A 23661-nucleotide genomic window follows, 5' to 3' on the forward strand; every position below is an offset into this window, starting at 1 on the left:
ATTAGGTTGACATGAGCTGGAATGGCCGAGGCTTCATCTAATTACCTTAAGTCAATCAGATTGCTTTGAGCACAACTAAACCTGAAGATAATGAGTAAAAATACCAACTACGACCACGCTGAACACCTGCATCGATTTGCTTGTTGGACCGCAGCGGCAGCAGTTCGACGAGCTTTTGCGGGGAATGAAGTCATTGCTCAAGTCATTGAAGACGTTAACCTAAAACAGGAACTATCAGAATTAAATACGGAGGCGTTGAGCAGTGAGGCATTCGATGAGACGCACAACAAATTAGCCAAGGAACTGATTGAGGTACTTAAAAATAGACTAGAAAGCGAAGCTGCCAAAGAAATGGTAACCTATGGACGGGCGGCCAAAATCATAGCCGTTTACATCAAAACTTGCTACGTGATCCCTGACCCGGAGTGTGCATTAAGTCGGGTAGCCCATCCACCAATTGACCGGATTCTATTATCAACAATTTCGAAATGTCACAAGATATTCGATGATCAATTGCCAAATTGGACTCAACTTGACGAGGTCAAGTACACAGCTTTGGTTAAAACCCTTCGGCGCATCGAACCAGATCACTTCTGGAAGCTTGAACGTTACTGGCAGTCCTATTAAAGATTGCGCTTCCCCTTTGAAATACCACCCTGCACGAAGTACCCGATAATAAATGTCGCTCGATTTCGAGCGACATTTATTATCGGGTCTATCTCATATTAAGGTGTGGGCATTCACATATCGCCCTACTTACACAACCTGCTTTTTAATTCCATGCAATTGCATGGAATTAAAACAGCTTGCTCTGAACCGCTTGAAGAGCGATATTCACTTCTGAATATCGCTTTGAAATCTCAGTATATACCCGTATTTTGTCCTATTGTATTTCATATAAAGCTATAGAAAACCATGATTGAGGTAAGTACCACTACTGGCATCCAGCAGAAGTATCAGGATGCCACCGTGCGGGCAGAGATCCCGCAAGACAATTTCCTGGAACTGGCAACGATAGGGTATCCTTGGGAGTTAGTCCAAGAGACCGACTGGGGGTATCTGTGCATTTTAAGCATTGCTGCTTTCAGAGGGAATACCGTACAGCTGTACAGTGAGCTGAATGAGGATGTTTATGTGGAGTTGGAAGAAGTGTTGACACCACGGTAAACAAAAAGAGCCATCGGGAAGGACGGCTCGTGTAGATACAAAAACAACAAAAAACTGGTCAAGATGGTCAATCTTGATGCTACAAAAATAAGTTATTTTGAATTAATAATCAATTTTTTGTTGATAAATCCGGGGTGCATTCTACCAAGCTGAGTAGAAATAAGCTCTGAGCTACCCAATCACTTCCTTCAACACATCTTCATGATAAGTCCTAACCTGGCCATACCGTTCATCGTGCGCGGTGCCGGTGGGAATATCCTTCTGACGACTTAATGCCGCTGCGGTTTTTCCCCATTCCTTGGCCTGATGAAGTGGACAGGGTATTTTATGCAAATTGCAGTAGCCAGCGATGGTGTAGTAATGGTCATCGACACTAATGATCTTGGACTCCAGCTCATCGAGGCGCTGGGCGGTTTTGTCTAGTTCCTCCCGCACATTTTCATTGATATGTTCCTGCTTCTCCCACTGCTCGGCAAGCAGGCGCAAGGTCGCCGCGAAGCCAGAGGGGGGAATACCCTGAAGGCGGGTTGATCCGGTGGTGATGAGTTCCTGAATACGATCATACACCCATAATTCAAACTCGGGTGATAACCAAGCGGCAAATTTTAAAGCAAGCTTCTCCTCCATCCACGTGCCTTGCAGACCTTCGGCAGCATCCCCGCCTTTGATAACCCTCAATACCTCACGTGAAGGAGCGATATGGGAATTCCCATATCGCTCCTCCAGTAAGCCCATATAGTCTTGGGTGCTTTTCAAGCGAAGAAAATCCGCTACCATTTTCCCTCTAAAGGGTTTGGCCATTTCAGTAGCATTAATCATCTTGTTACCATCAGCAAATTCAAAGCTGATTGTCTGACCTCCATAATCAAATTTAGTTACTCCACTCATGCTGCAAAGTTACCATTCTTTGTGGAAAAGTGACTGGGAGTGCCTGGAAAAGGCGGCTTTAGATGCCATACTTCCTGATAATAAAAAACCGAGACGCATAGCACCTCGGCCTAAGTAAAACTAAACCCCAGTTAATGTCTTATTGCGGTAGGAGCCTAATAGTCCCGCCGCAACAATTTTGTGGTAATATAGAAACAATTCCAACAATACACAATATTAGGAGTCAAAAAAGTGTGCCTTTGCCCGCACCTCCGCCTCCAGCTCTCGTAGCCGATCGCGTAGCCGCTCGATGCCCGCTTCTTTTTCCAGAAAGTCTTTGCGTTTGCCCAGGAACTCGACGGGGCCGATGTTTTTGGCGACCAGTTCCTGTTGCCAGTAGGAGAGGAGCTCGCGGTCGAGTTCCAGGAGCTGGAGAGGCCGGGACGTGGAGCACCGCTAGGGGTGTAGGCCAGGCCGAGGGCGGGTAGGTACTTGAGCCAGTTGCCGCGACGGGATTCCTGGAGCTTGAGGAGGGATAGTAGAAACTGATGAGTGGGGCTGTAGGAGTAACAAGTAGACCAATGGTCTCACGACTCTTACCATTATTCGCACGTCTTCAGATGTGTATAATCGTAAGAAAATAAACTTTTAAAATGTAAATGTGCCCAAGTTTCATTCTCCTTCGCCCTGCAAGATCGCCTCAATCTCTGCAACACTCCGATTGGTGATCTGTGCAATCTGAACCGATGTCAAGCCCATATCCTGCATATTCAAGACACTTTGCACAAATTTTTTAAGCTCATTTTCAAGCAAGTGCAATGCTTCATCTTTTAATTTGAGTTCTTGTTCTGCTCTTTGTTTCTCTTGTTCTGCTCTTTGTTTCTCCTGCTCTACCCTTTGTTTTTCTTCCTCCAATTTGGCTTCATATACTGCCTGTGCTTCCTGGTAGCCTTCTTGGTAGCCCTCCTCTTGGGCAGTATCTAAGGAGTTTTTCAAATCGTTGTAATACTTCAAGCTGTCTTCGTACTTGGCTTTTTCCTCTTTGCTTAAGGCAGTGTATGAAGCTACTTTGAATAACTTCTGGAATACCCGCTCTTGAATTCTTTCGGGGATATGATCCAGTTTGTGTAAATTTTTGATAACATACAGCCATTTGTCGAAATTGCTCTCCAATTCATGTTCTTCCTTAGAAAAATTGGGCATTTGCAGCGTTACAAAGGTCAGTTTGTCATAAAACACCTTGTAACGTTCTATGTCCATCATCTTGTTTTTACTAACCACTATTTTCTCACTATTGTCTTCATCCATAATAAAATCGAGGATGGCGATCACATAAATCGCTTTGAGTTGGTAGTCCCAGTCCCCCTTTTGACCTTGCTCCTGAACCGAAAAGCTGCTGTAATACAACATCCGATCTTTAAAAAATGCCTGCTTGGCCTTTTGTAACTCGACAGTGAATTTTTCCCCTTGCTCGTTTTCGCAATACAGATCAAACACAACTTTCCGATCCAGGTCATCACTCCCCGATCGGTCGTTTTTTTTGAATACCAAATCGCTGATGTGCTGGTTTTGAGTCGCTAGCAGTTCATTCAAGAAATCGATTAGTAAATCTTTGTTTTGCTCTTCGCCAAAGATTTTCTTGAAACCAAAATCGGTGAAAGGATTGATGAATAATGGCTCTGCCATATATGCTAGCTTTTGTTGCCAAAGATATACAATACAGCCCAATGCTGCAATTTTTTGTTTAAAAGTCGCATTAAAAAACTTTCTCCTTGGGCTTTAGGAAAGGTTTGTCGCGGTAGGAGCCGCTATTGTCCCGCCGCAACAATTATGCTTCAGCACTTGCAATTCCAACAAATTGCAAATTATTGTTCAAAAAAGTGTGCCTTTGCCAGCACCTCGGCCTCCAGCTCCCGGAGCCGATCGCGTAGCCGCTCAATGCCCGCTTCTTTTTCCAGAAAGTCTTTGCGTTTGCCTAGAAATTCTACGGGGCCGATGTTTTTGGCAGCCAGTTCTTGTTGCCAGTAGGAGAGGAGCTCGCGGTCGAGTTCCAGGAGTTGGAGGGCAGCGGCCAGTTCGCGGCGAAGGCTGAGGTGGCGCTCCAGGTAGGGGAGGAGGGCCTCCTTGTCGCGGCGGGCAGCGACTTGGGCTTGTTCGAGGATGGCCAGGCGCTTGGCGGCTCGGGTTTGTTTGTCCTTCTTGGCCTGGTAGATGACGGCGGTGGAGTAGGAGAATCCGGGGCGGGGGGCGCCCGTGGGGGTGTAGGCCAGGCCGAGGGTGGGGAGGTACTTGAGCCAGTTGCCGCGGCGGGATTCCTGGAGCTCGAGGAGAGAGGAATGGGCGGCGTGGGCGTGGAAGGTGTCGATGGAGGCGTGGAGGAGGGAGATAGGAGGTAGCGAATCAAGGCAGCTATGGGTATGACGGGGAGATGCCTCTTGGGGCCGAGAGGGTTCCCGGAGCGGGGATGCCTCCCAGGATATTTTCCCACGGCTAAAGCCATGGGGTGAGGCGGTATGGTGGCCTCCCACGGATAAATCCTTGGGTTGGCGGAGGGCTGCGCCGGATGCGGAGAGGTTCGGCAGCAGGAGCAGGGTAAGCAAACTGATGCTTAGGAAGATCATTTTCATGGCACGAGGGTTTCGGGTACACGGAGATCGATTTCAAAATCAAAGGCGGCGGCGTAGCGCTCTTCGTAGACATCGACGCAGCCCTGGAGTAGGGTAGGGATGGGGCGAGAGACTTCGGCGTAATAGCGATAGCCTGGCATACGGATGGCCTGGAGCTGGAGCCTGGTGCTGCAACACCAGTTGGGGGATTCCATGCCCTCGAAGTCGAGCCAGGGGTCAACCCACGTGGAGCCGGGGGACCAAGTGACACCGTCGGCCGGGGCCCAGTGGCCGTGGACGGTGACGGGGATGAAGTAGGTGCGCTCGTCGAGAGTGCAGGCGGTGGTGGCCAGGCAGAGGAGGAAAAGAAATTTGGTTTTCATAGCAATGATGAATAGTGATGAATGATGAGTCATAAATGATGAATGGGGGCTGCGGTGGGTAAGACCGAACGTGCTTTGCTATGAAAAATTATTAAGGTTGGTGAAACTTGGTTGTGGAGATGAGTGCCTGAAGTGGCTTGGTTGTTGGGAGCAAAGATAGCGGGATTGGAGGAATGGGGCAAGAGGCACCTACGACTAAAGGACTGAATATTATTTTGACTTCAGCGCGGCTTTTTGGTCAAAGCATCAGGTTGTCTGGATTTCGACAAACTGTAGTAGTTAAGACTTATTGGAAATTTACTCATCCGCCCCACTTTTCTTTCTGTTTATTTTGAGCGTCAAACCTTACCTTTGAATAAAAAAGAATGCCCAATTCATCCAACAATCACCTGGTAACTTTGATCTACGAGTATGCGGACGAGATGTTTCGCTTTACTTTTAGCCGAATTCCGAGCCGTGAAGAGGCCGAAGATATAGTTCAAAACACCTTCCTTGCCGCGCATCAGAATTCGGCTAAATTTGATGGCCGAAGTAGTGCCAAGACCTGGATTTATGCTATTTTAAAAAATAAAATTGCCGATTACTTCCGGCAGCGATTCCGGCAAACGGCATTTGTTGATCTTTCCAATCACAACGACGGAATTCCGGGCGAATACTTTGATCAATTTGGAGACTGGGACCAAAGATATCGCCCATCTAGCTGGCAAGATGAGCCAGAACATCTGCTGGACAATGTACATTTTAATAAAGTATTCAGGCAATGTATGGATGAACTGCCTCCACGCTGGCAAGTAGCCGTCAACTCCAAGTATATCGATGATCGCGACAGCAATGAAATTTGTCAGGAATTGGAGGTTTCACCGTCCAACTATTGGCAAATTTTACATCGCGCTAAATTACAGCTCCGTTATTGTCTAGAACAACTTTGGTTTAAACAAGGATGAAATGAAAAGATTGAGAAACATGTTGATGCTGTCTTGCAAAAAGGCCACTGAACTGGTAGAAAAGAAGCACTCATTTGGGTTGAACAGGGTAGAAGGTTTTCGCCTTTGGTTGCACCTCAAAATGTGCGATGCTTGTCATGCCTACGCACAACAGACCATCATGATTAGCAATGCGATGAAAAAATTTATGCTCAAAGATCAACCTCAAGATTTAAAAGATCTGAAGTTGACTGATGAGTTCAAAGAAAAATTAGCCAAACAGATGGAACAGGAAAATTAACTCATTCTACATGAAAAACATTGTCATCATTGGTAATGGAATCAGTGGGATTACTACAGCACGTTTTATACGCAAGCTCAGCAACCACAACATTACCGTAATCTCGGATGAAGGAGATTATTTTTTTAGTCGAACTGCTCTAATGTATGTGTACATGGGGCATTTAAGACCAGGAGATGTACAGCCTTACGAGCAGCACTTTTGGGAGAAAAATCGCATTCAACTGGTACGAGCCAGAATCGAGGAGGTGGATTTTTCTAAAAAAATACTCCTTACCCAAGAGCAACAAAAAATAACCTACGATCAGCTGATTATTGCCACGGGATCCAAGCCAAATAAATTTGACTGGCCAGGTCAAAATTTACAAGGCGTAGGGGGGCTGTACCACTGGCAAGACCTGGAACAAATGGAGCAATTTAGTTCAGGTTTAAAAAGGGCAGTGATTGTGGGCGGAGGCCTGATTGGCATTGAAATGGCGGAAATGTTTCATTCCAGGCATATCCCTGTAACCCTACTCGTTCGCGAAAACAGTTTTTGGGACATTGTATTGCCCAAAGAAGAGTCGGCCATGATCAATCGGCACATCAAGGAACATGGAATTGATTTGAGGTTAAATACTGAGCTAAAGGCCATCTTACCAGATGAAGGAGACCGTTGTTGTGCGGTTATAACCAATACCCGCGAAAAAATCGAGTGTGGCTACGTTGGACTGACCGTTGGAGTTAGTCCCAACATCGATTTTCTAAAAAAGACTGAACTCGAAATCAATCGAGGGATCCTGGTTGACCATTATCTGCGCACAAACATTCCCGATGTGTACGCCATTGGTGATTGTGCCGAAATGCGTAAGCCCTATGCAGGTCGTCGACCCATTGAAGCGATTTGGTATACTGGGCGGATGATGGGGGAAGCGCTGGCACATACCATCTGTCGAAAACCCACAGCATATAATCCGGGCATTTGGTTCAACTCCGCAAAATTCCTGGATATCGAATATCAGGTATATGGCGATGTTCCAGCAATTTTCCCTGAACATTACACCTCAGTGTATTGGGAGCACAGCGATGGAAAAAAAAGTATCCGAATTGTATACCAGCGTGAGACGGGGCAAGTAGTCGGGTTCAATCTGATGGGTGTACGTTACCGGCAAGAGGTATGCGAAAAATGGCTGCGCACAAAAGCCCACATCGAGACAGTATTGCAGCAGTTGGGGCTCGCCAATTTTGATCCAGAATTTTATCCACAACACGAAGTCGATTTGGTTTCTGCCTACAACCACATTACGGGCAAAGACCTTCGATTAAAACAAAAACGTGGACTAACTTCAGTGCTCCAGTTTTTGCGGCAGCCCAATTGACATTCCATTTTTTCCAAATTAATCCAAAGCGATCATGAAAAATGCATCCATCTCGATAGCAAATCCCAGTCCTATGTTTACCACTCCCAAACAAAAGCTGGCGATAAGTCTGGCAGGAGTAGGTATTCTTTTATTACTCATTACCTGGGCAGCAGGCACTGCGATAGCCCCTGTACCCGTTTTTTTAGCTGCACTAGGTTTTAGTCTAAGCGGCGTGGTCATTTTTGTACGCGAAGAATACCTCAACCGTCCCGAAGGCATTAAGAACAACGGACTTTGGTTTAGGAGTCTAAGCTCCCGAGGCGTATGGGGTTGGCTTACGGGAATTGTGATTACGGGCTTCTATGTTTGTCTTTACTGGTTTCCTCAATACTTAAAAGGTTTGGTTGAACTATTTGACCCCTTAAGCCATTGGTTGCGGGGCACAAAATCGAATCAATGGTTTGTTTACGGTACACTCTACACTGTAGCGGTGCTGTGGATGGGAATCAAATTTTTATTCAAATACCGAGGCAATCGTTATCAGCAGTTCCGCACCTTTTCCGTGATGTTTTTCCAACTCGGTTTTTCCTTCATCATACCAGGGTTAATGGTTCGGCTCCAACAACCAGAATTGTACTTTACCTACTTCTGGCCTTTGTCCTATTATCACGGCACACCCATGGCATTTAATGGTCATTCTGCAACGACGATTGGGACGATCTTTTTCTTTTTTGGCTTGGCGATGTTCTTTATTGGCACCCCCATATTGACTTATTTTTTTGGTAAAAGATGGTACTGTTCCTGGGTATGTGGCTGTGGTGGATTGGCCGAAACCGCAGGAGACCCTTTTCGTCATCTATCCGATAAAAGCCTCAAGGCTTGGAAAATCGAGCGATGGATGATTCATAGCGTCCTAATTTTCGCCGTTTTGATGACGGCACTATTGTGGATCAATGTGGCCACTGGGCGAAGTATTTTGCATTCCTATTCCCAAGGATTTTATGGAATGTACTCTTTCCTGATTGGTTCCGTCTTTTCCGGTGTGGTGGGGGTCGGTTTTTACCCTTTGTTAGGGAGTAGAGTTTGGTGCCGTTTTGGTTGTCCAATGGCTGCCTGGTTGGGTATCTGGCAACGGAAAAAATCAAGATTCAGAATAACCGTAAATGGTGGTCAATGTATTTCCTGCGGGAACTGCTCAAGCTCCTGTGAAATGGGCATTGATGTAAGGGCATATGCGCAAAAAGGCCAGGATGTTGTACGTGCTTCCTGTGTAGGATGTGGAATTTGTTCGGCAGTGTGTCCGAGAGGGGTCCTACGTTTGGAAGGAAGTTTAGTTGACATCAACGATCGGGGAGAATCCATGCGGACGATACACATTCAAGAAGGCGAAGTAAAATTAATTGCATAAAAAAATTGTCAGGACTAAGCCCAGTCAACGACTATCCTTGCAAACCAATAAGAAAAGAAGCATGAGAAAGTTGTTGATTGGTGCTCTAGTAAGCACACTACTCGTTTTTTCGATGACATGTGCCTTTTGTCAAATTTCAAAAACGAACTCCGTATCGAAGCCTGTATCCCACAAAATATGGAATACGTTGCTCGCAAAACACGTCAAGCCCAATGGCTGGGTCGATTATAAAGGTTTTGTCCGCGATAGCTTAACTTTAAATCAATACCTCAGTGTACTTGAGTCCGCCCACCCCAATAATAAAAACTGGTCTAAGGATGAACAAATGGCGTACTGGATTAATGCCTACAATGCTTACACTGTCAAGCTAATTGTCCAACATTATCCTGTCAAAAGCATCAAAGACATTAAAAAAGGCATTGCTTTTGTCAACTCGGTTTGGGACATCAAGTTCATCAAGATTGAAGGAAAGGTATACGACTTGAACAACATAGAACACGGTATTTTGCGCAAAGACTTTAAGGATGCCCGGGTGCATGCAGCGGTCAATTGCGCTTCTTATTCATGTCCAGCCTTGCGCAACGAAGCATTTACAGCGGAGAACTTAGACGCTCAACTAACCGATGCGATGCGCAAGTTTGTTAACGATCCGATTCGGAACAAGGTCACCAAAGACAAAGTACAAATCTCCGAGATTTTTAAATGGTTCAGTGGAGACTTTGTTCGGGATGCGGGGTCTGTTAAGGCGTTTATCAACCGCTACGCCGCGATAAAAATAGCGGAAAGTACTCCATTGGGTTATTTAGACTATCAATGGAGTTTGAACGAAGCTAAGTAGGGTGTAAAGTTAACCATTAGGTGTTTTTATAGTGAAATGGGGGCAATCCAAGGCCCCTGTTTCCTATTTGCTCCTCAAATTTGCGGTGAATCATAACACAATTTGCACCCTGGTGTTCACACCATAAAAGTTTATGCCAATTCAGCAAATGGCACATTTTCAGCGTGCCATTTGTATTTCAAACAATTCAAATTCTGTATCATGACTTCAGCAATCAAAAAAATTGCCTTTTTAGCCTTATTGGCCATTTCTAGTGTGTATGCTGTTAATGCACAAGACGCAACCATGTGGATGGTAGACAAAGCACATACCTCTGTCAATTTTTCGATCAACCATTTCTTTTCAACAGTGACTGGTAAATTTTCCAAATTTGATGGCATGGTTCATTTTGATCCAGCCAACTTAAAAGGATCAAAGGTTGATTTTAATGTAGAGGTTCCCAGTGTAAATACTGGTGAAGAGAAACGAGATCAGCACCTACAATCGAATGACTTTTTTGACGGAGCTACTTACCCAAAGATGTCATTCGTTTCCAGCAAATTTGTGAAAAAATCGGAGAATGAATACCTCGTTCACGGGAAACTGACCATTCGCAATACCACAAAGGACATTATCCTACCCTTAAAAGTCACGGGAGAAATGGAACATCCAATGATGAAGGGTAATCTCATCCTTGGGCTTTCCACAAACCTGAAGATCAAAAGAACCGATTATGGGGTAGGTACTGGTAACTGGGCAGCTACCATGGTTGTAGGCGATGACGTAGATGTAAACATCCACATGGAGTTGAATCGGAAAAAGAGTTAATGCACAAGGAAGTTATCGGACATTGACGGCCACGAGCAATCTATTGCATCGTGGCTGTTAGTGCCTTTTACAGCAAGGATCAGCAAAAAATCAGGAATAATGAAAGAGCAGCAAATGATCCTATTCCTAGGATGTTTGGGACTAATGGCCAGCATATTGGTTGGCTTAGGAGAGCATTATTTGCATTACTCGGAGCACATTTTAGATCAAGTTGTCGATTTTCACTTTTTTATTTATGTCCCAAAAAGCCACTTACAGATTGGGCACATCCTGGTATTGTCAGGCTTACCTTTTTACTTTGCAGGTTACCTACACATCTACTACATGCTGCGGCCGGGAAATAAGCTTTTGGCTCAAGCGGTTTTAGGGTTAGGCTTTATCGCCTTTGCTCTAGGGGGAGTCTGGATTGGCTCTAGAGCATTTTTAGGAAGCATCGTTCAACATCAGGATCAGATCGAAACCTCAGCTTACAAATCCATTCTAGGAGATTATGAAACGCATCTTGAAGTGTTGGTATATATCCTGCGTGGAGTGATTGGATTGGTCTCCATCTTTTTTAGCATGGCTATCCTAAAAGGCAATACCGCGTACAAAAAATGGATGGCTATATTCAATCCTGCAATCATTCTATTGCTTTGGATCGCAGTTGGCTTTAGTATACCTGCAATTGGTCGACATATCCTGCCCGTTTTGATGAATGTAACGCATCTAGTTCTATTTGGCTTGTCTTTATTTCAAATTATCTTGTACAACCCATCCCACCATGATTAAACGAGCACTTCTCATCTTATTTGCCATAGTCGCATTCGTACTGGTGTTCGGAGCAAGCTTCTTTTGGCGGGATGCCAATGTCGCCAAGTACCAGCTGGAGGTAGAAGCATCAAGCATCCCTATCTTCGAACCGATAGCACTTTCCTTTGCGCATGAATATGCATCCAAAAAGTCGATCCCCCTGGTGCCATCGGCAGCAGTTGACATTGACAATGACGGACATGATGAAGTATTTTTGGGAGGAGGTCTACATCAAGCAGATGCACTGTTTAAATTCAGCAAAAAAGGCTTCCAAAATATAACCCAACAAGTAAACTTTAAAGATAAAGGCATGTACACTTCAATTGGGGTGGCCACTGCTGATTTTGACAACAATGGTTTTCAGGACATCATGGTAAGTCGAGAAGATGGGTTGCACTTGTATTACAATGAACAAGGCAGATTTCGTCATCAAGCCATTCTTACCCCAATCAATCAGAAATCGACCCCTACAGGAATCACCTTGGGAGATATTGACAAGGATGGAGACCTTGATGTGTTTTTATCGACTTATCTGAAAAAAGAGCTGATGGAAGGCCAAACCATCTTTGAAGATTACGCCTATGGTTCGACCAGTGCATTGCTACTCAACGAAGGAAAGGAGCGCTTCAAAAACATTACGACCGCCGCAGGCCTGGATTATGTACACAATACTTTTATGGCCATCCTGGTTGACATCGATGACGATGGAAATCTTGATTTGATTGTAGCCCACGACACTGGCGAAGTTCGAACTTATCGCAACAATGGAAACCTTAGCTTCACCCTTAAAGAAAATCCACTTACCAAGAAATTTGCCTATCCGATGGGGATTGCTGCCGGAGACTACAACAACGACGGACGGATAGATTTTGCTTTTTCCAACACGGGGAGCACCTTACCCAGATTCCTTGCCAAAGGAGACATAAAGGATGCTCGTCGATTCAATGAAAAGTGGTTGTTGTACCAAAATAATGGCAATTTCAAATTTCAAGACGTAGCCCAAGTTAGAAAAATCGCCAATTATGAATTTGGTTGGGGTGCCGTTTTTGCCGATATGAACAATGATGGGCTTCAGGACTTGATGGTAGCCGAAAATTACGTAGACCTCTTACCCAATAAATTTTTCCGGCTACCGAGTCGCCTACTCATTCAAAGTCCGGATCATACCTTTGGTGCAACCGAAAAAGTCAGCGGCGTAAAAAACCTCTACTTTGGCATCACCCCACTCGTAAGCGACTTTAACGGAGATGGTCATTTAGATTTGATCTGGACCAATATCAACTCTCCTAGCCTGGCTTTTTTGAACCAGGGTCAGGGAGGGAATTACCTGAAAGTTATTTTGCCTAAAAATGCTCAAAATATCGGGGCCAAAGTCCAGGTAGAGCTATCTTCTGGTCAAATATTGACTGAATTTTTATTGGTCGGAGAAGGGCTGGCTAGCGACCAAACCGCTGCTTTACATTTTGGACTGGGCCAGGCCAAGTCCATCGTCAGGGTTCGAATCCAATATTTGAGCGGGGAGGTGGCCTACATCAATCAGCCTCCAATCAATAGCATTGTACATTTAAATACCCATTAATTCACCAAAAAATCATTACAATGAACCAAATCACGAAGCCCGTTATAGCGGGCGTAATCGGTACGGCAATTATGTCTTTGTTTATGTTACTTTCAACCACTATGGGTGTCCCTAAGATGTCGCCACCTGCAATGTTATCCGGCATGTTGGGTGTGCCCACTGCAGTGGGCTGGATCATGCATTTTGCCATTGGCGCAACATTTGCGATAGGCTATGCCTTATTCGTTGCCCGTCTATTCAAAAAAATCAGCAACGTTTACCTCAAGGGGGCTTTGTTTGGCCTCTTGGCATTCATTTTTGCACAAGTAGCCATGGGCGTACTGGGCGCTATTTTTCCCATGCCAGCGGTGGAGGGATCAATGGCCATGATGATGGTAGGGAGTGTATTGGGGCACCTTGTGTTTGGCGTGAGTGTAGTGCGGTTTTTGAGCTAAGTCATGAGTAAAAAATGAGCCATCTCGAATTTTTGAACAGCCAAAATCGGACTAATATCTAATAGCGGAGCGATTGAATTTCAAAAATTCGGGATGATTCATGTTTCTAACTATTCCTAAAGAAAAATTTAAAAAGAGGCTGGTAAGATATTATGGAAAAGGGAGTTTGTGTTGTAAGTTTAGGATACAAATTTAAGCAAAATAAACCATGAGCTTGAAACGACAAACCAGAATTTCCGTACTCTTATGTTTACTCCTTTGGAACTGTAATACCATTTCAACCAAAGAAAAAAATTGGAACAAAGTACCAGAAGTAGTGTATGCCAAAAGTGTTATAGACTCCTGCAATCTCTATATTCCCTTATTTCAGATAAAACAGGATAGCTTATCAAAAGTGAATGAATTTGAAGCGCTAAAAAATAAAAATAATCTCAACATATTGACTCAAAATCTAGATGATTTAGTTCAAGAACTAGAAGTTGATGCCAAATCTTTGGCAACAGAAGAAGAGCTACAGAGTTATTTGCTCCGGTTAAATACTCAAGCACAATATGTTCAAGCCTTATTGGCATCAGGAAAAGCAATCTATGAAGAACACTCGCAGTCATTTGGGAGGTGGACGAGGTAGAAATATTAGGTTGATGAATCCTCGGCCAATAAGCCTATTAGATGGGTTTCACCTTGAGAAAGATGAGCCGCTTGGCATGTCGCACGTTTCTGGCTGAACTGCTTTGGGATTGTTTTACTACTCATTAACACCATAAATAGGAACAGCAAGCCATAAACAACATGCACAAGCGACACCCACTAAACTCAGTCTCCCCTTTTGAGAAAGGAAGAGATGTAGAGCAATTGGCTATTTTCAAAAGAAAGCATTAGTATGACGCAAAAAATTACTTAGTACAAAAGCTTTTACTTTTTCCATGGCAATTGAGTTACCCTTAAGGCAGCAAGATATCCCAAGCGCAAGCCCTCATCACAATCCATTCGATAATGTACGCCCAATGGCAAGCGGCTATAAGCATCTTCTACTCCTAATTCCGCAAAATTTGTAAAAGTCCGTGCTTTTGAGATGAATTCCGTACGGCCATTGTGGCTTTCATCGGTCATTTCATGTGTACCGAACATATGCGTAAGAATAGCAGCCCCTGCTCCTCCAAACCCAGAATGGCCAGAAGGATAAGCGGGAAACTCCGGAGACATTCCAATTACATTCTTGAGAGGATTATTCAAGAGGGTTTTCCAATTGGGGTCCATCACCCGCCGGATATAGGTCACTGGCCGTTCTACATTATAAGCATACTTAGAATGCCAAACCGCCACCGCTGCATCACTAAGCGCCAAGCCCAATTTGGTATAAATCTCAACAGCTTCATCTAACCTTACTTCTTCATCAACTACCATTTGATTGGCAATCGCAATCAATCGAGCTGCTGGTTCAAAGGTTAATTCGAAGATATCATCGCTCCAAAATTCTGCAATCCACTTATCCTCTTCAGTCGCATTGTCTACCCACAATTTTACTTCTTTGGCTTGGTTATAAAATTTAGAATTGGGGTCTTCACTCCAGGTAAGTGGTGGCTTGGCCATTTTTTCACTTTCCTTCAATGCAAAAGTCCGCACTTTACCCCAATAGGGGAACAATGCTGGCGTATAATCAGGAAAAGTAGGCTGCCACAGTTTCTCACCATTGGCACCAGTTGCAGGAGGAATGTAAGAGCTTGGGCGAGGGTCTTTGAATGCATCGTGCCCTTGGGCGTCAGTTTTGCTCCAGCTGTATACCGCCTCGGCAACAGCTTTACCAAAAGCAATCGAACGTGTGCTTACTTCCTTAGAAACATTGGCTGCATTTTCAACTTGCAAAACGGTTTCCAAGGAATTGATCTTGTCGATGTAAAAGGTGTTAACATGGGGATAAAACACTTTGAACATCGTAGCATATGCCGCATTCACCGCCAACGGCCAATTGTACTCCTTTCCTGGCTCAACAGTTGGTACCGACAGGCCAGTGAAATGAGTAGACATTGAGTTGTTATTGGGCATACCAGGGACTGCTGCTTCATAAGCGGCAAGCCCCATATAGGCCATCATGCGTGCGACTGCGGGTGGTCGATAGCCAGGTGAATAACGGTCAATGTCTAGCAGAAGTTTATTCCATTCAAGCGGTACTTTAGCGCTAAAGGCACTAGTGATCTTGTCGGCAGATAGGACATCATCCTCCTCATCTCTGCTACAACTGCTGACTAATCCAAGACCGAGGATAAGCAGCAAACAGAGAAGGTGTTTGAGTTTAACTGTAAAATTCATGTTAGAGTACTTGTATGGTTAAAAAAATATTGCAGTAGGAAGACCAACGACCATGGTTGAGTCAACCTATCACGAGCACAAACAGTGGAGACACCCTGTAGATAGTTCTAGATGAATTGAAAGATTATCCAATGCAAAAATGAGAATCAAGCACAAACCAACCAAGTACAAATTTCAAATAAACTTCATTGATTCAACTCAAGCAATTGAGTATAAAAAACTGAATATCAAAAATATATTTCTTACCCAGTCTTCGATTACTGGTTCGTCCGGGCATCCACTTGAAAAAAGAGTACAAACCTTTGTCAGGTTTCCCAGTTTTAACAGACTACCATCCAAGAAGCTTAATTGCTTCCGAAATTATCAATCAAAAAAAACAACCATAGGATGGAAAATAGTTATCAAATTGCTCTTCAGCCAAAAAAACTTCAAGATGCCAACGAAGAAGTTAAGGCCATTTTTGAAAGCACAAAAGCTTCCCTAGGCATGGTGCCCAATATGTACGGCAATATGGGCAACTCAACGGGTTTGCTGGCCACCTACAAATTTGGCTACGATCATTTTCGAAAGAATAGTGGTTTTAGCAAAGCTGAGCAGGAAGTAATTTTTCTGACCATCAGCTACGAAAACGGCTGTGAATATTGCATGGCTGCCCACAGTATGTTAGCGGACATGATTTCTAAGGTTCCGGTAGAAGTCACCAATGCAATCCGCGATGGTAAGATTATACCTGATCCTAAACTAAAAGCGCTGAGTGATTTCACTTCGATTATGGTCAACAAAAGAGGCCACCCCTCGGAAACGGATGTGCGCATTTTTCTGGAAGCAGGGTATAGCGAAAATCATATCTTAGAAATCATTTTGGCTATTGCCGTAAAAACAATCAGTAACTATTCGAATCATTTATTCCAGACCCCATTGGACGCTCCGTTCAAAATGCGTGAATGGGCGGTATTCAAAGTAGCGCGGAAGGCGGTTCAGTTTTTCTCACGGACATAGGTGAAACAAACGGCAAAGCAGATGGAAACCTGGCAGCTCAATATTTCCCTTATACCCAGCATGGCAGTCATTCTGAGCAGCTCCAATCGGATGGTATTGGGAATAACTGACGAAATCAACCAAAGACTTTCGCTTAACCCTGATGCATACCGGGAGATCATCCCCTTAAAAGTGCAACAAATCAAACGGTTGAGTAGGGGGATTGTCATTTTGAATATAAGTTTGATGCTGTTGGTTGTCAATGCACTGTTATCAGGATATGGGGTGCTGTCACCCAAAAACGATAAGGTGCTCATTTTTATAGCCATCACACTTTTTGGCATAGCCATCCATTTTAATGTGCTGTATGCGATTCACGCCTATTCGATTCGACAACGGCAGTTCAAAAAATTCCTTGACCCAAAACAGTAAACGGCAATAAATTTCACCAGCATGCTTATTCGTACGCTCAACATCAAGCGAATCCTCTACTTTCTCGTCGGGGCTTACAGTCTCTTCCAGGGATATACTACGGGTGAAGTCCTGTTTTATTTTTTTGGCGTATTACTCATCGCCCAGGCCACCTTCAATGTTATGTGCCTGATGGGTGGCAGTTGTGCCGTACCCCGCCGCAACCACAGCCCTAATCAATAAAACCAAGTTTATGTCAAACAATATTGTAGTATACAGTGCTAAATGGTGTCCTGATTGCAAACGGGCAAAAGCATTTTTGACCCAAAACAACATTACTTTTCACGAAGTAGACATCGATGAAGTACATACAGCTGTAGACTATCTTGAAAAAGTCAACAACGGTAAAAGGATCATTCCAACAGTGGTAATCGATGAACAGCCCCATGCCAATCCCAGCAATGCCGAATTGCGGGCATTGTTGGGGATTGAGCTCCCGAATAATCATCAACTGTACGATACCGCGATCATTGGAGGCGGTGCTGCGGGTTTGACGACCAGCATTTACCTACAGCGCGACCATTTTAATAGCATTATTCTGGAAAAAAAAGACATTGGCGGAAATGCCGCACTGACCCATCAAATCCAAAATTATCCTGGATTCATTGATATTGGAGGCCCGGAATTAATGAATCGGATGGCAGAGCAGGCCAGGTTCTACGGGGCAGACATTCGCGTGGGCGGTGAAGTGCGCAGCTTTAACCACACGGGTGCATTTTTTTCCATTGACACCACCGAAGGAGAAATTCAAGCCCGCAGCATTGTCATTGCAACAGGATCCACCTATCGAAAACTGGACATCCCAGGTGAAGCCGACCTAATTGGTCATGGCGTACATTTCTGTGCAACTTGTGATGGTGCATTTTATCGGGATAGAGCAGTGGTGGTCATTGGAGGGGGAAATAGTGCCTTAGAAGAGGGGCTCTACCTTTCCCGCTTTTGCAAAAAGATTACCATTGTTGCCCGTACTGCGTTCAGTGCATCCAAAACGTACCTGGATAAAGCAGCCGACACCCCAAACATTACCTTAATCGACCATGCCGTTCCCCATAGTTTCAGCCAGCACGAGGACGGTTCACTCCAGGGTTTGAACGTTCAACTGGCCGATCAGGCTGAAACGACCCTCATCCCTGCTGATGGAGCATTTGTGTATGTGGGGCTTCGCCCAAACACTGGTTTTTTGAAAAAAATCCTGACTTTGACCGAAGCTGGATTCATTAAAACCCAGGATCCTTCCTTTGAAACCTCAACGGAGGGGGTATTTGCTGCGGGGGACTGTCGTCAAGGGGCAACCGCACAAGTAGCCGCAGCCACGGGCGAAGGTGTAATCGCGGCCTATCATGTACGGAATTACCTCAATCAGAAAGGTCATTGAGATGAGCCCAACTCAACTGCATCAACATCGGATTGTTGACTTACTTCGGCTTAACGAAGAGTGTAGTGGTTTATCCGATCAGGAGCTAAAAACCTTTTCCAAGATCGCCACTTTTTCAGCGTTTCAGCCCGGTCAGGTCATTTTTTCCGAATCACAGCCCGCACAATCCTTTTTTATTCTAGAAAAAGGGATTGTGCGGCTAAATTTTAGTCGACGCGACCCTGTAGAACTACATCCAGGGCAGTTGTTTGGTGACTGGGCAGTAATCAACAACACGGTACGTTTAGCAACGGCAGTGTCAAAAAACCATTCTTCCGTATTGGAAATTAACGCCACAGGTTTTTTCGACACTACATTGATAGCTCCAGCTATCAGCTTACAGGTGGTTAAATGTATTGCCCGAAAACTGATACAGCGTGTACAATCCCGGAGTCAGGTATCGACAAAAATTTTGATTGAGCAAGGTGAGAATGAACATGTGGAATTTAAATCGACATTGCGAAAAAACCTCAAAACGAATGCCAGAGACCCTAAAATCGAGGTAGCCGTGCTCAAAACGATTGCCGCATTCTTAAATGGACGCGGAGGAACTCTCCTGGTGGGAGTGGAGGACAGTGGTCAGATCATTGGAATAGAGCCCGACGAATTCCCTAATGCCGACAAATATTTGCTGCATTTCAGCAATTTATTAGAAAGTCGCCTGGGTAGCAATGTCAATCAATACATCCATTACGACCTGGTTAAAATACATGAAAAGATGGTATTGAGGGTCGATTGCGACCCTTCCTCGCGTCCATTTTTTGTCGTTGACCCTGGCACTGCAGTTGAATACTTCTTTGTTCGCAATGGACCTTCTTCAGTTAACTATTCATTTAGCCAGGCCATAACCTATATACAGGAACGGTTCTAACAGTGGACGTATGGATTTCTCAATCATCATTCCGGTGCTGAATGAAGCACAAAAAATCGAGACCCTAATTCAATATTTGAAACAACACAGCGATGAACGCTTATTGGAAATAATAGTAATTGATGGAGGGAGTCAGGATGGCAGTGTAAAAATTGCCATTGACTCAGGTGCAAAAGTATGGTCTACTACCGCTTCTAATCGAGCCATACAAATGAACCAAGGGGCAAAAAAATCGACTGGATCAGTACTTTATTTCATCCACGCTGATACCATTCCTCCACCCACCTTTTTGCAGGATATTGAAGACAGCATTGCACAGGGTTACAGCATGGGTTGTTATCGATACCGCTTTGACTCTCCTAACTTAATGTTGAGTATCAATGCAGCTTTCACCCGTTTTCCTTGGCTATGGTGCCAAGGCGGAGATAAGACCTTTTTCATCAAACGCGAGGTCTTTTTTCGCCTCAACATGTATGACGAGCAATATTGCGTAATGGAAGAATATGATTTTATCCGACGCTCAAGGCCACTATATCGGATGGTCATCCTGCCCAAAGAGGCAGTGGTGTCGGCACGCAAATATGAGGGTAGGAGTTGGCTCAAAGTTCAGCTTGCCAATATGGTTGCCTTTTTTTTGTTTCGGGTTGGCACCAAACCGCAAAAAATCAAATCAACCTATCGTAACTTGTTAGGCAATCCCAAGAAGTAATGAACCAACTGATCATTTTTATCAAAAATCCTCAGCTCGGGAAGGTCAAAACTCGACTCGCGGCAAGTATTGGTGCCGATGCAGCACTGGCCGTTTACCATAAACTGTGCCAGCATACACGTCAGACTGTATTGGGCGTAGAAGTAGACAGACAACTCTATTACAGTGATTTTATTGATCGCCATGATGCCTGGAAGGAAGAGCAATTTGTAAAGCATCAGCAAGTAGGTTCAGATTTGGGGGCTCGTATGAACCAAGCTTTTCAAGATTCCTTAAAGCAGGGCAATAGAGCAGTCATCATTGGTAGCGATTGTCCTCAACTGACGGCTGATCTACTCCGGGATGCTTTTCAAGCCTTAGTAGAACACCCCTTCGTGTTGGGCCCTGCTCAGGATGGAGGATATTATCTCCTGGGCATGCGGGAACCTTGCCCTGGGTTGTTTCACAAAATGGAATGGAGCACCGACAAGGTTACTGAAATGACTTTACAACGCATACATGAACAGAAAAAATCTTGTTTCTTGCTGCCAATCTTAAGCGATATTGACACGATAGAAGACTGGGAGAAATGGGGTTGGTGAAGGGACATTCACTATTCCATTCCAGCACAAACGTTCAATTTCACCAACAAACCTTTCCTATGAAACCAAGAGAAATATTTATCTTCAGTTCGATCTTCATGGTAATACTTGTTTCGAGTGTAGCTTTTTTTTGGCGCCCCATTCTATGGAGTTTGGTCGTTTTGGGGCCTATAATCATCATAGGAATCGGAGATATTGTTCAGAAAAAACAAACCATAAGAAACAATTTCCCGGTAGTTGGCCATTTTCGGTACATTCTGGAGAAATTCAGGCCGGAAATCATGCAGTACTTCGTGGAAACAGACACGGAGGGCACTCCTATCAATCGAATCTTCCGGTCCCTGATTTATCAGCGGGCTAAAAACACTACCGACACCACTCCTTTTGGCACTAAAGCTGATGTATATAGAATTGGTTATGAGTGTATGGCCCATTCAATGTACCCTAAAAAGCTAGAGGAGACTGAGCACAATCCTCGAGTACTAATTGGAGGACTGGCATGCAGACAACCCTATTCAGCAAGCATCTTAAATGTGTCCGCTATGAGTTTTGGAGCATTGAGTCAAAATGCAATCCTGGCTCTGAACAGGGGGGCAAAGATGGGTGGATTTGCTCACAACACTGGTGAAGGCGGACTCAGCCCTTATCACCTTGAACCAGGAGGGGATTTGATTTGGCAGATCGGGACAGGGTATTTTGGTTGTCGAACCTCAAACGGGGAATTCTGCCCCGATACCTTTAAAAAATACGCCCTGCTTGATAATGTCAAGATGATCGAAATCAAGTTGTCTCAAGGCGCAAAGCCGGGGCATGGGGGAATTTTGCCAGCGTCAAAAAACACCAAAGAAATCGCTGAGATCAGGCATGTGGAACCATTTACAGACGTTTTTTCGCCACCCTATCACACTGCCTTTAGTGACGCCAAAGGGTTGATGGATTTCATTCAGCTTCTCCGGGATTTATCAGGAGGCAAACCCATCGGATTTAAACTCTGTATTGGTGACAAAACCGAGTTCATTGACTTGTGCCAGGCGATGCAAGAAACAAAAATAAAGCCCGACTTCATCACTGTGGATGGAGGAGAAGGCGGTACAGGCGCAGCTCCAGTAGAGTTTTCGAACTCGATGGGCCTACCTCTGCGCGATGGCCTAGCCTTTGTGTGTGATTCGCTGAATGCTTATCAACTGAAAAAGGACATCAAAATCATCGCTTCCGGCAAAATATTTTCCAGTTTCCACCTGGCCCGAGTGCTGGCATTAGGTGCAGACCTATGCAACAGTGCCCGCGCAATGATGATGGCGCTGGGGTGTATCCAAGCGTTGCAATGCAACACCAATACCTGTCCGGTAGGCGTGGCTACTCAAAATAAAAGCTTAATGAAGGGGCTGGATGTAGGAGACAAAGCAGTACGGGTGGCAAATTTTCATAAAAACACCGTCCACAGTTTGGTTGAGCTATTGGCTGCGGCTGGATTAACTCGGCCAGAGCAATTGCAACGAAAGCATATTTTGCACCGAACAGGTCCCAATAGTATGGTACCGTATAGTGAATTGTATCCAGAGACGTTACCGAAAGAAGATGAGCACTAAGTTGAACAGAGAACCACATCTTCCCTTCATTATCGACGTCTTGATCCCGGCCTACAACGAGGAGGAGTCCATACCGCTGGTATTGAAGGCCATTCCCAGGAATTTAGTCCGTCAGGTCATTGTCTGTAACAATGGTTCTACTGACCGTACTGCTTTTATCTCCCAAAAGCTGGGTGCGATAGTAGTAGAGCAGCCCAAGCCAGGCTATGGCAATGCCTGTTTAATGGGTATAAACTACCTAAAGCAGCTCCCGAAGGCAGCACAACCAGACATCATTGTCTTTTTGGATGCGGATTTTTCGGATTATCCCGAAGAGATGTACCTAATTGTTGCACCAATCATCAAGGAAAAAAAACAACTGGTTATAGGCTCCCGCATGCTCAAAAAAGGCCAATCGCAAGCAATGACCATTCCTCAACGCTTCGGAAACTGGTTAGCCCCACTGCTAATAAGATGGTTGTATGGGGTAAGATTCACAGATTTGGGACCATTCCGAGCCATCAGATGGCCTGATTTATTACAACTGAAAATGCAAGACCCTAATTATGGCTGGACGGTAGAGATGCAAGTCAAGGCGGCAAAAAAGCACTTATCTTGTACCGAAGTCCCGGTAAGCTATCGCAAAAGAGCAGCAGGAAAAAGTAAAGTATCGGGAACGATAAAAGGCTCGGTTTTAGCTGGCCTAAAAATAATTGGGATCATTTTGAAAGAACTACGTACCCGCCCCAATGGGCATTAAATAATCAAGACATGAAAAACACGGTATTCCTTTCACTCTTTGCCGTTTTTAGCTTCCAACTGTATGCTCAGGATTCGCTTTTTCTGAAGGAAACCCTTCAAAAATGGCAAAACGCGGCAAGCTATACACTTGAAGTTGCTCAAGCGATGCCCTTAGAAAAATTTGATTTTAAACCAATGGACGAAGAACGCAGCTTTGGCCAACAATTGGTCCATATTGGAGAAAACATGACCTGGCTGGCTGGGGATTACCTGGCAAAGCAAAAATTCAATCATCCGTTGAAGGGTAAAAAAGAGCTTACCCCTGTTGAAATCATTGAATTGCTTAAAGCATCGCTCGCATTTGCGCAAGAAGCGATTGCCCATACCTCTCCAGACTCTCTGTCCGTCACCAAAAGTTTTTTTGCCGGACCAATGAGTCGGAGACAAATCATTGCGTTGATGCACGATCACCACACCCATCATCGGGGCCAGTTGCTCGTATATCTACGCCTGAATGGGATCAAAGCACCGAAGTATCGAGGTTGGTAAATCGTAGTCACACACAATCCTTTTCTTG

27 protein-coding genes are annotated in these 23661 nt (G+C 44.6%); 22 read left to right on the top strand and 5 right to left on the bottom strand.

The features are described 5' to 3' along the window. Positions 1-90 precede the first annotated feature (90 nt). Both ACEW9O_RS06530 and ACEW9O_RS06535 read left to right on the top strand, forming a co-directional pair. The gene (locus tag ACEW9O_RS06530; protein WP_373549335.1) at positions 91-627 is read left to right on the top strand and encodes a hypothetical protein; all 537 of its coding nucleotides are present in this window, start codon (positions 91-93) and stop codon (positions 625-627) included. Between the two features lie 288 nt (positions 628-915). After that, entirely contained in the window at positions 916-1167 is a 252-nt protein-coding gene (locus tag ACEW9O_RS06535) for a hypothetical protein (protein WP_373549336.1), read from the top strand. 171 nt (positions 1168-1338) lie between these two features. Here the strand turns inward: ACEW9O_RS06535 and ACEW9O_RS06540 are convergent, their stop codons facing one another. The 4 genes from ACEW9O_RS06540 to ACEW9O_RS06555 form a co-directional block, all read right to left on the bottom strand. Beyond that, entirely contained in the window at positions 1339-2055 is a 717-nt protein-coding gene (locus ACEW9O_RS06540) for a KilA-N domain-containing protein (RefSeq protein WP_373549337.1), read from the bottom strand. A 651-nt stretch (positions 2056-2706) separates the two neighbouring features. Continuing rightward, on the bottom strand, positions 2707-3720 hold the full coding sequence (locus ACEW9O_RS06545; protein ID WP_373549338.1) for an Rpn family recombination-promoting nuclease/putative transposase: 1014 nt from the start codon (positions 3718-3720) through the stop codon (positions 2707-2709). Between the two features lie 179 nt (positions 3721-3899). After that, positions 3900-4661: a hypothetical protein gene (locus ACEW9O_RS06550; RefSeq protein ID WP_373549339.1), complete on the bottom strand. Its 762-nt coding sequence runs from the start codon at positions 4659-4661 to the stop codon at positions 3900-3902. Then, positions 4658-4855, bottom strand: a complete 198-nt coding sequence (locus ACEW9O_RS06555) for a hypothetical protein (protein WP_373549340.1) — start codon at positions 4853-4855, stop codon at positions 4658-4660. The genes ACEW9O_RS06550 and ACEW9O_RS06555 overlap by 4 nt, the downstream gene beginning before the upstream one ends. Positions 4856-5388: 533 nt before the next feature. On the opposite strand from ACEW9O_RS06555, the gene ACEW9O_RS06560 reads away from it, so the two are divergent. The 10 genes from ACEW9O_RS06560 to ACEW9O_RS06605 all read left to right on the top strand — a co-directional run bounded on the left by ACEW9O_RS06560 (position 5389) and on the right by ACEW9O_RS06605 (position 14072). Continuing rightward, complete coding sequence (locus tag ACEW9O_RS06560) at positions 5389-5967, top strand: sigma-70 family RNA polymerase sigma factor (RefSeq protein ID WP_373549341.1); 579 nt, start codon at positions 5389-5391, stop codon at positions 5965-5967. Between the two features lies 1 nt (position 5968). Continuing rightward, positions 5969-6247, top strand: a complete 279-nt coding sequence (locus ACEW9O_RS06565) for a hypothetical protein (RefSeq protein ID WP_373549342.1) — start codon at positions 5969-5971, stop codon at positions 6245-6247. A gap of 10 nt (positions 6248-6257) precedes the next feature. After that, positions 6258-7604 (top strand): NAD(P)/FAD-dependent oxidoreductase, encoded by a 1347-nt coding sequence (locus ACEW9O_RS06570; protein ID WP_373549343.1) that lies wholly within the window; start codon positions 6258-6260, stop codon positions 7602-7604. A 34-nt stretch (positions 7605-7638) separates the two neighbouring features. After that, the gene (locus ACEW9O_RS06575) at positions 7639-8994 is read left to right on the top strand and encodes a 4Fe-4S binding protein (RefSeq protein WP_373549344.1); all 1356 of its coding nucleotides are present in this window, start codon (positions 7639-7641) and stop codon (positions 8992-8994) included. A gap of 187 nt (positions 8995-9181) precedes the next feature. After that, positions 9182-9832 carry a DUF547 domain-containing protein gene (locus tag ACEW9O_RS06580; protein WP_373549345.1) on the top strand — a complete coding sequence of 217 codons (651 nt, stop codon included), beginning with the start codon at positions 9182-9184 and terminating at the stop codon, positions 9830-9832. Positions 9833-10033: 201 nt separating this feature from the next. Next, on the top strand, positions 10034-10639 hold the full coding sequence (locus ACEW9O_RS06585; protein WP_373549346.1) for a YceI family protein: 606 nt from the start codon (positions 10034-10036) through the stop codon (positions 10637-10639). A gap of 99 nt (positions 10640-10738) precedes the next feature. Continuing rightward, entirely contained in the window at positions 10739-11410 is a 672-nt protein-coding gene (locus ACEW9O_RS06590) for a DUF6796 family protein (RefSeq protein WP_373549347.1), read from the top strand. Beyond that, complete coding sequence (locus ACEW9O_RS06595) at positions 11403-13010, top strand: CRTAC1 family protein (RefSeq protein WP_373549348.1); 1608 nt, start codon at positions 11403-11405, stop codon at positions 13008-13010. Before ACEW9O_RS06590 ends, ACEW9O_RS06595 begins: the two co-directional genes overlap by 8 nt. A gap of 20 nt (positions 13011-13030) precedes the next feature. Further along, positions 13031-13444, top strand: coding sequence for a DUF6789 family protein (locus ACEW9O_RS06600; RefSeq protein ID WP_373549349.1), 414 nt, complete (start codon positions 13031-13033; stop codon positions 13442-13444). Between the two features lie 214 nt (positions 13445-13658). After that, on the top strand, positions 13659-14072 hold the full coding sequence (locus tag ACEW9O_RS06605; RefSeq protein WP_373549350.1) for a hypothetical protein: 414 nt from the start codon (positions 13659-13661) through the stop codon (positions 14070-14072). A gap of 284 nt (positions 14073-14356) precedes the next feature. On the opposite strand, the gene ACEW9O_RS06610 is transcribed toward ACEW9O_RS06605, so the two are convergent. Then, the gene (locus ACEW9O_RS06610) at positions 14357-15751 is read right to left on the bottom strand and encodes a phosphatase PAP2 family protein (protein ID WP_373549351.1); all 1395 of its coding nucleotides are present in this window, start codon (positions 15749-15751) and stop codon (positions 14357-14359) included. Positions 15752-16138: 387 nt separating this feature from the next. Between ACEW9O_RS06610 and ACEW9O_RS06615 the strand changes: the two genes are divergently transcribed. Genes ACEW9O_RS06615 through ACEW9O_RS06660 form a run of 10 tightly spaced genes read left to right on the top strand, consistent with a single transcriptional unit; the run spans position 16139 to position 23633 of the window. Further along, a complete protein-coding gene (locus ACEW9O_RS06615) occupies positions 16139-16750 on the top strand; it encodes a carboxymuconolactone decarboxylase family protein (RefSeq protein ID WP_373549352.1) in 612 nt (203 codons plus the stop codon). 21 nt (positions 16751-16771) lie between these two features. Next, the gene (locus ACEW9O_RS06620) at positions 16772-17161 is read left to right on the top strand and encodes a hypothetical protein (RefSeq protein ID WP_373549353.1); all 390 of its coding nucleotides are present in this window, start codon (positions 16772-16774) and stop codon (positions 17159-17161) included. A gap of 21 nt (positions 17162-17182) precedes the next feature. Next, a complete protein-coding gene (locus tag ACEW9O_RS06625) occupies positions 17183-17383 on the top strand; it encodes a hypothetical protein (RefSeq protein ID WP_373549354.1) in 201 nt (66 codons plus the stop codon). A 10-nt stretch (positions 17384-17393) separates the two neighbouring features. Then, positions 17394-18575: an FAD-dependent oxidoreductase gene (locus ACEW9O_RS06630; RefSeq protein ID WP_373549355.1), complete on the top strand. Its 1182-nt coding sequence runs from the start codon at positions 17394-17396 to the stop codon at positions 18573-18575. Continuing rightward, complete coding sequence (locus ACEW9O_RS06635; protein ID WP_373549356.1) at positions 18541-19485, top strand: RNA-binding domain-containing protein; 945 nt, start codon at positions 18541-18543, stop codon at positions 19483-19485. The genes ACEW9O_RS06630 and ACEW9O_RS06635 overlap by 35 nt, the downstream gene beginning before the upstream one ends. A 10-nt stretch (positions 19486-19495) precedes the next feature. Beyond that, positions 19496-20194, top strand: a complete 699-nt coding sequence (locus ACEW9O_RS06640; RefSeq protein ID WP_373549357.1) for a TIGR04283 family arsenosugar biosynthesis glycosyltransferase — start codon at positions 19496-19498, stop codon at positions 20192-20194. Beyond that, positions 20194-20775, top strand: a complete 582-nt coding sequence (locus ACEW9O_RS06645) for a TIGR04282 family arsenosugar biosynthesis glycosyltransferase (protein WP_373549358.1) — start codon at positions 20194-20196, stop codon at positions 20773-20775. Before ACEW9O_RS06640 ends, ACEW9O_RS06645 begins: the two co-directional genes overlap by 1 nt. A gap of 59 nt (positions 20776-20834) precedes the next feature. Further along, on the top strand, positions 20835-22364 hold the full coding sequence (locus ACEW9O_RS06650) for an FMN-binding glutamate synthase family protein (RefSeq protein WP_373549359.1): 1530 nt from the start codon (positions 20835-20837) through the stop codon (positions 22362-22364). Next, entirely contained in the window at positions 22354-23103 is a 750-nt protein-coding gene (locus tag ACEW9O_RS06655) for a glycosyltransferase family 2 protein (protein WP_373549360.1), read from the top strand. Before ACEW9O_RS06650 ends, ACEW9O_RS06655 begins: the two co-directional genes overlap by 11 nt. Before the next feature lie 11 nt (positions 23104-23114). Then, a complete protein-coding gene (locus ACEW9O_RS06660) occupies positions 23115-23633 on the top strand; it encodes a DinB family protein (RefSeq protein ID WP_373549361.1) in 519 nt (172 codons plus the stop codon). Positions 23634-23661 lie beyond the last annotated feature (28 nt).

The organism is Haliscomenobacter sp. (genome assembly GCF_041740695.1).
Classification (GTDB): Bacteria; Bacteroidota; Bacteroidia; order Chitinophagales; family Saprospiraceae; genus Haliscomenobacter.

What these genes read in the sequence shown, in the direction of transcription:
- ACEW9O_RS06640 (WP_373549357.1), top strand. Translation starts at nt 19,496, where the DNA reads ATGGATTTCTCAATCATCATTCCGGTGCTGAATGAAGCACAAAAAATC.
- ACEW9O_RS06570 (WP_373549343.1), top strand. Translation starts at nt 6,258, where the DNA reads ATGAAAAACATTGTCATCATTGGTAATGGAATCAGTGGGATTACTACA.
- ACEW9O_RS06540 (WP_373549337.1), bottom strand. Translation starts at nt 2,055, where the DNA reads ATGAGTGGAGTAACTAAATTTGATTATGGAGGTCAGACAATCAGCTTT.
- ACEW9O_RS06575 (WP_373549344.1), top strand. Translation starts at nt 7,639, where the DNA reads ATGAAAAATGCATCCATCTCGATAGCAAATCCCAGTCCTATGTTTACC.
- ACEW9O_RS06560 (WP_373549341.1), top strand. Translation starts at nt 5,389, where the DNA reads ATGCCCAATTCATCCAACAATCACCTGGTAACTTTGATCTACGAGTAT.
- ACEW9O_RS06555 (WP_373549340.1), bottom strand. Translation starts at nt 4,855, where the DNA reads ATGGAATCCCCCAACTGGTGTTGCAGCACCAGGCTCCAGCTCCAGGCC.
- ACEW9O_RS06660 (WP_373549361.1), top strand. Translation starts at nt 23,115, where the DNA reads ATGAAAAACACGGTATTCCTTTCACTCTTTGCCGTTTTTAGCTTCCAA.
- ACEW9O_RS06655 (WP_373549360.1), top strand. Translation starts at nt 22,354, where the DNA reads ATGAGCACTAAGTTGAACAGAGAACCACATCTTCCCTTCATTATCGAC.
- ACEW9O_RS06635 (WP_373549356.1), top strand. Translation starts at nt 18,541, where the DNA reads ATGTACGGAATTACCTCAATCAGAAAGGTCATTGAGATGAGCCCAACT.
- ACEW9O_RS06565 (WP_373549342.1), top strand. Translation starts at nt 5,969, where the DNA reads ATGAAAAGATTGAGAAACATGTTGATGCTGTCTTGCAAAAAGGCCACT.
- ACEW9O_RS06535 (WP_373549336.1), top strand. Translation starts at nt 916, where the DNA reads ATGATTGAGGTAAGTACCACTACTGGCATCCAGCAGAAGTATCAGGAT.
- ACEW9O_RS06625 (WP_373549354.1), top strand. Translation starts at nt 17,183, where the DNA reads ATGCTTATTCGTACGCTCAACATCAAGCGAATCCTCTACTTTCTCGTC.
- ACEW9O_RS06650 (WP_373549359.1), top strand. Translation starts at nt 20,835, where the DNA reads ATGAAACCAAGAGAAATATTTATCTTCAGTTCGATCTTCATGGTAATA.
- ACEW9O_RS06590 (WP_373549347.1), top strand. Translation starts at nt 10,739, where the DNA reads ATGAAAGAGCAGCAAATGATCCTATTCCTAGGATGTTTGGGACTAATG.
- ACEW9O_RS06620 (WP_373549353.1), top strand. Translation starts at nt 16,772, where the DNA reads ATGGAAACCTGGCAGCTCAATATTTCCCTTATACCCAGCATGGCAGTC.
- ACEW9O_RS06550 (WP_373549339.1), bottom strand. Translation starts at nt 4,661, where the DNA reads ATGAAAATGATCTTCCTAAGCATCAGTTTGCTTACCCTGCTCCTGCTG.
- ACEW9O_RS06600 (WP_373549349.1), top strand. Translation starts at nt 13,031, where the DNA reads ATGAACCAAATCACGAAGCCCGTTATAGCGGGCGTAATCGGTACGGCA.
- ACEW9O_RS06615 (WP_373549352.1), top strand. Translation starts at nt 16,139, where the DNA reads ATGGAAAATAGTTATCAAATTGCTCTTCAGCCAAAAAAACTTCAAGAT.
- ACEW9O_RS06585 (WP_373549346.1), top strand. Translation starts at nt 10,034, where the DNA reads ATGACTTCAGCAATCAAAAAAATTGCCTTTTTAGCCTTATTGGCCATT.
- ACEW9O_RS06645 (WP_373549358.1), top strand. Translation starts at nt 20,194, where the DNA reads ATGAACCAACTGATCATTTTTATCAAAAATCCTCAGCTCGGGAAGGTC.
- ACEW9O_RS06630 (WP_373549355.1), top strand. Translation starts at nt 17,394, where the DNA reads ATGTCAAACAATATTGTAGTATACAGTGCTAAATGGTGTCCTGATTGC.
- ACEW9O_RS06545 (WP_373549338.1), bottom strand. Translation starts at nt 3,720, where the DNA reads ATGGCAGAGCCATTATTCATCAATCCTTTCACCGATTTTGGTTTCAAG.
- ACEW9O_RS06610 (WP_373549351.1), bottom strand. Translation starts at nt 15,751, where the DNA reads ATGAATTTTACAGTTAAACTCAAACACCTTCTCTGTTTGCTGCTTATC.
- ACEW9O_RS06595 (WP_373549348.1), top strand. Translation starts at nt 11,403, where the DNA reads ATGATTAAACGAGCACTTCTCATCTTATTTGCCATAGTCGCATTCGTA.
- ACEW9O_RS06530 (WP_373549335.1), top strand. Translation starts at nt 91, where the DNA reads ATGAGTAAAAATACCAACTACGACCACGCTGAACACCTGCATCGATTT.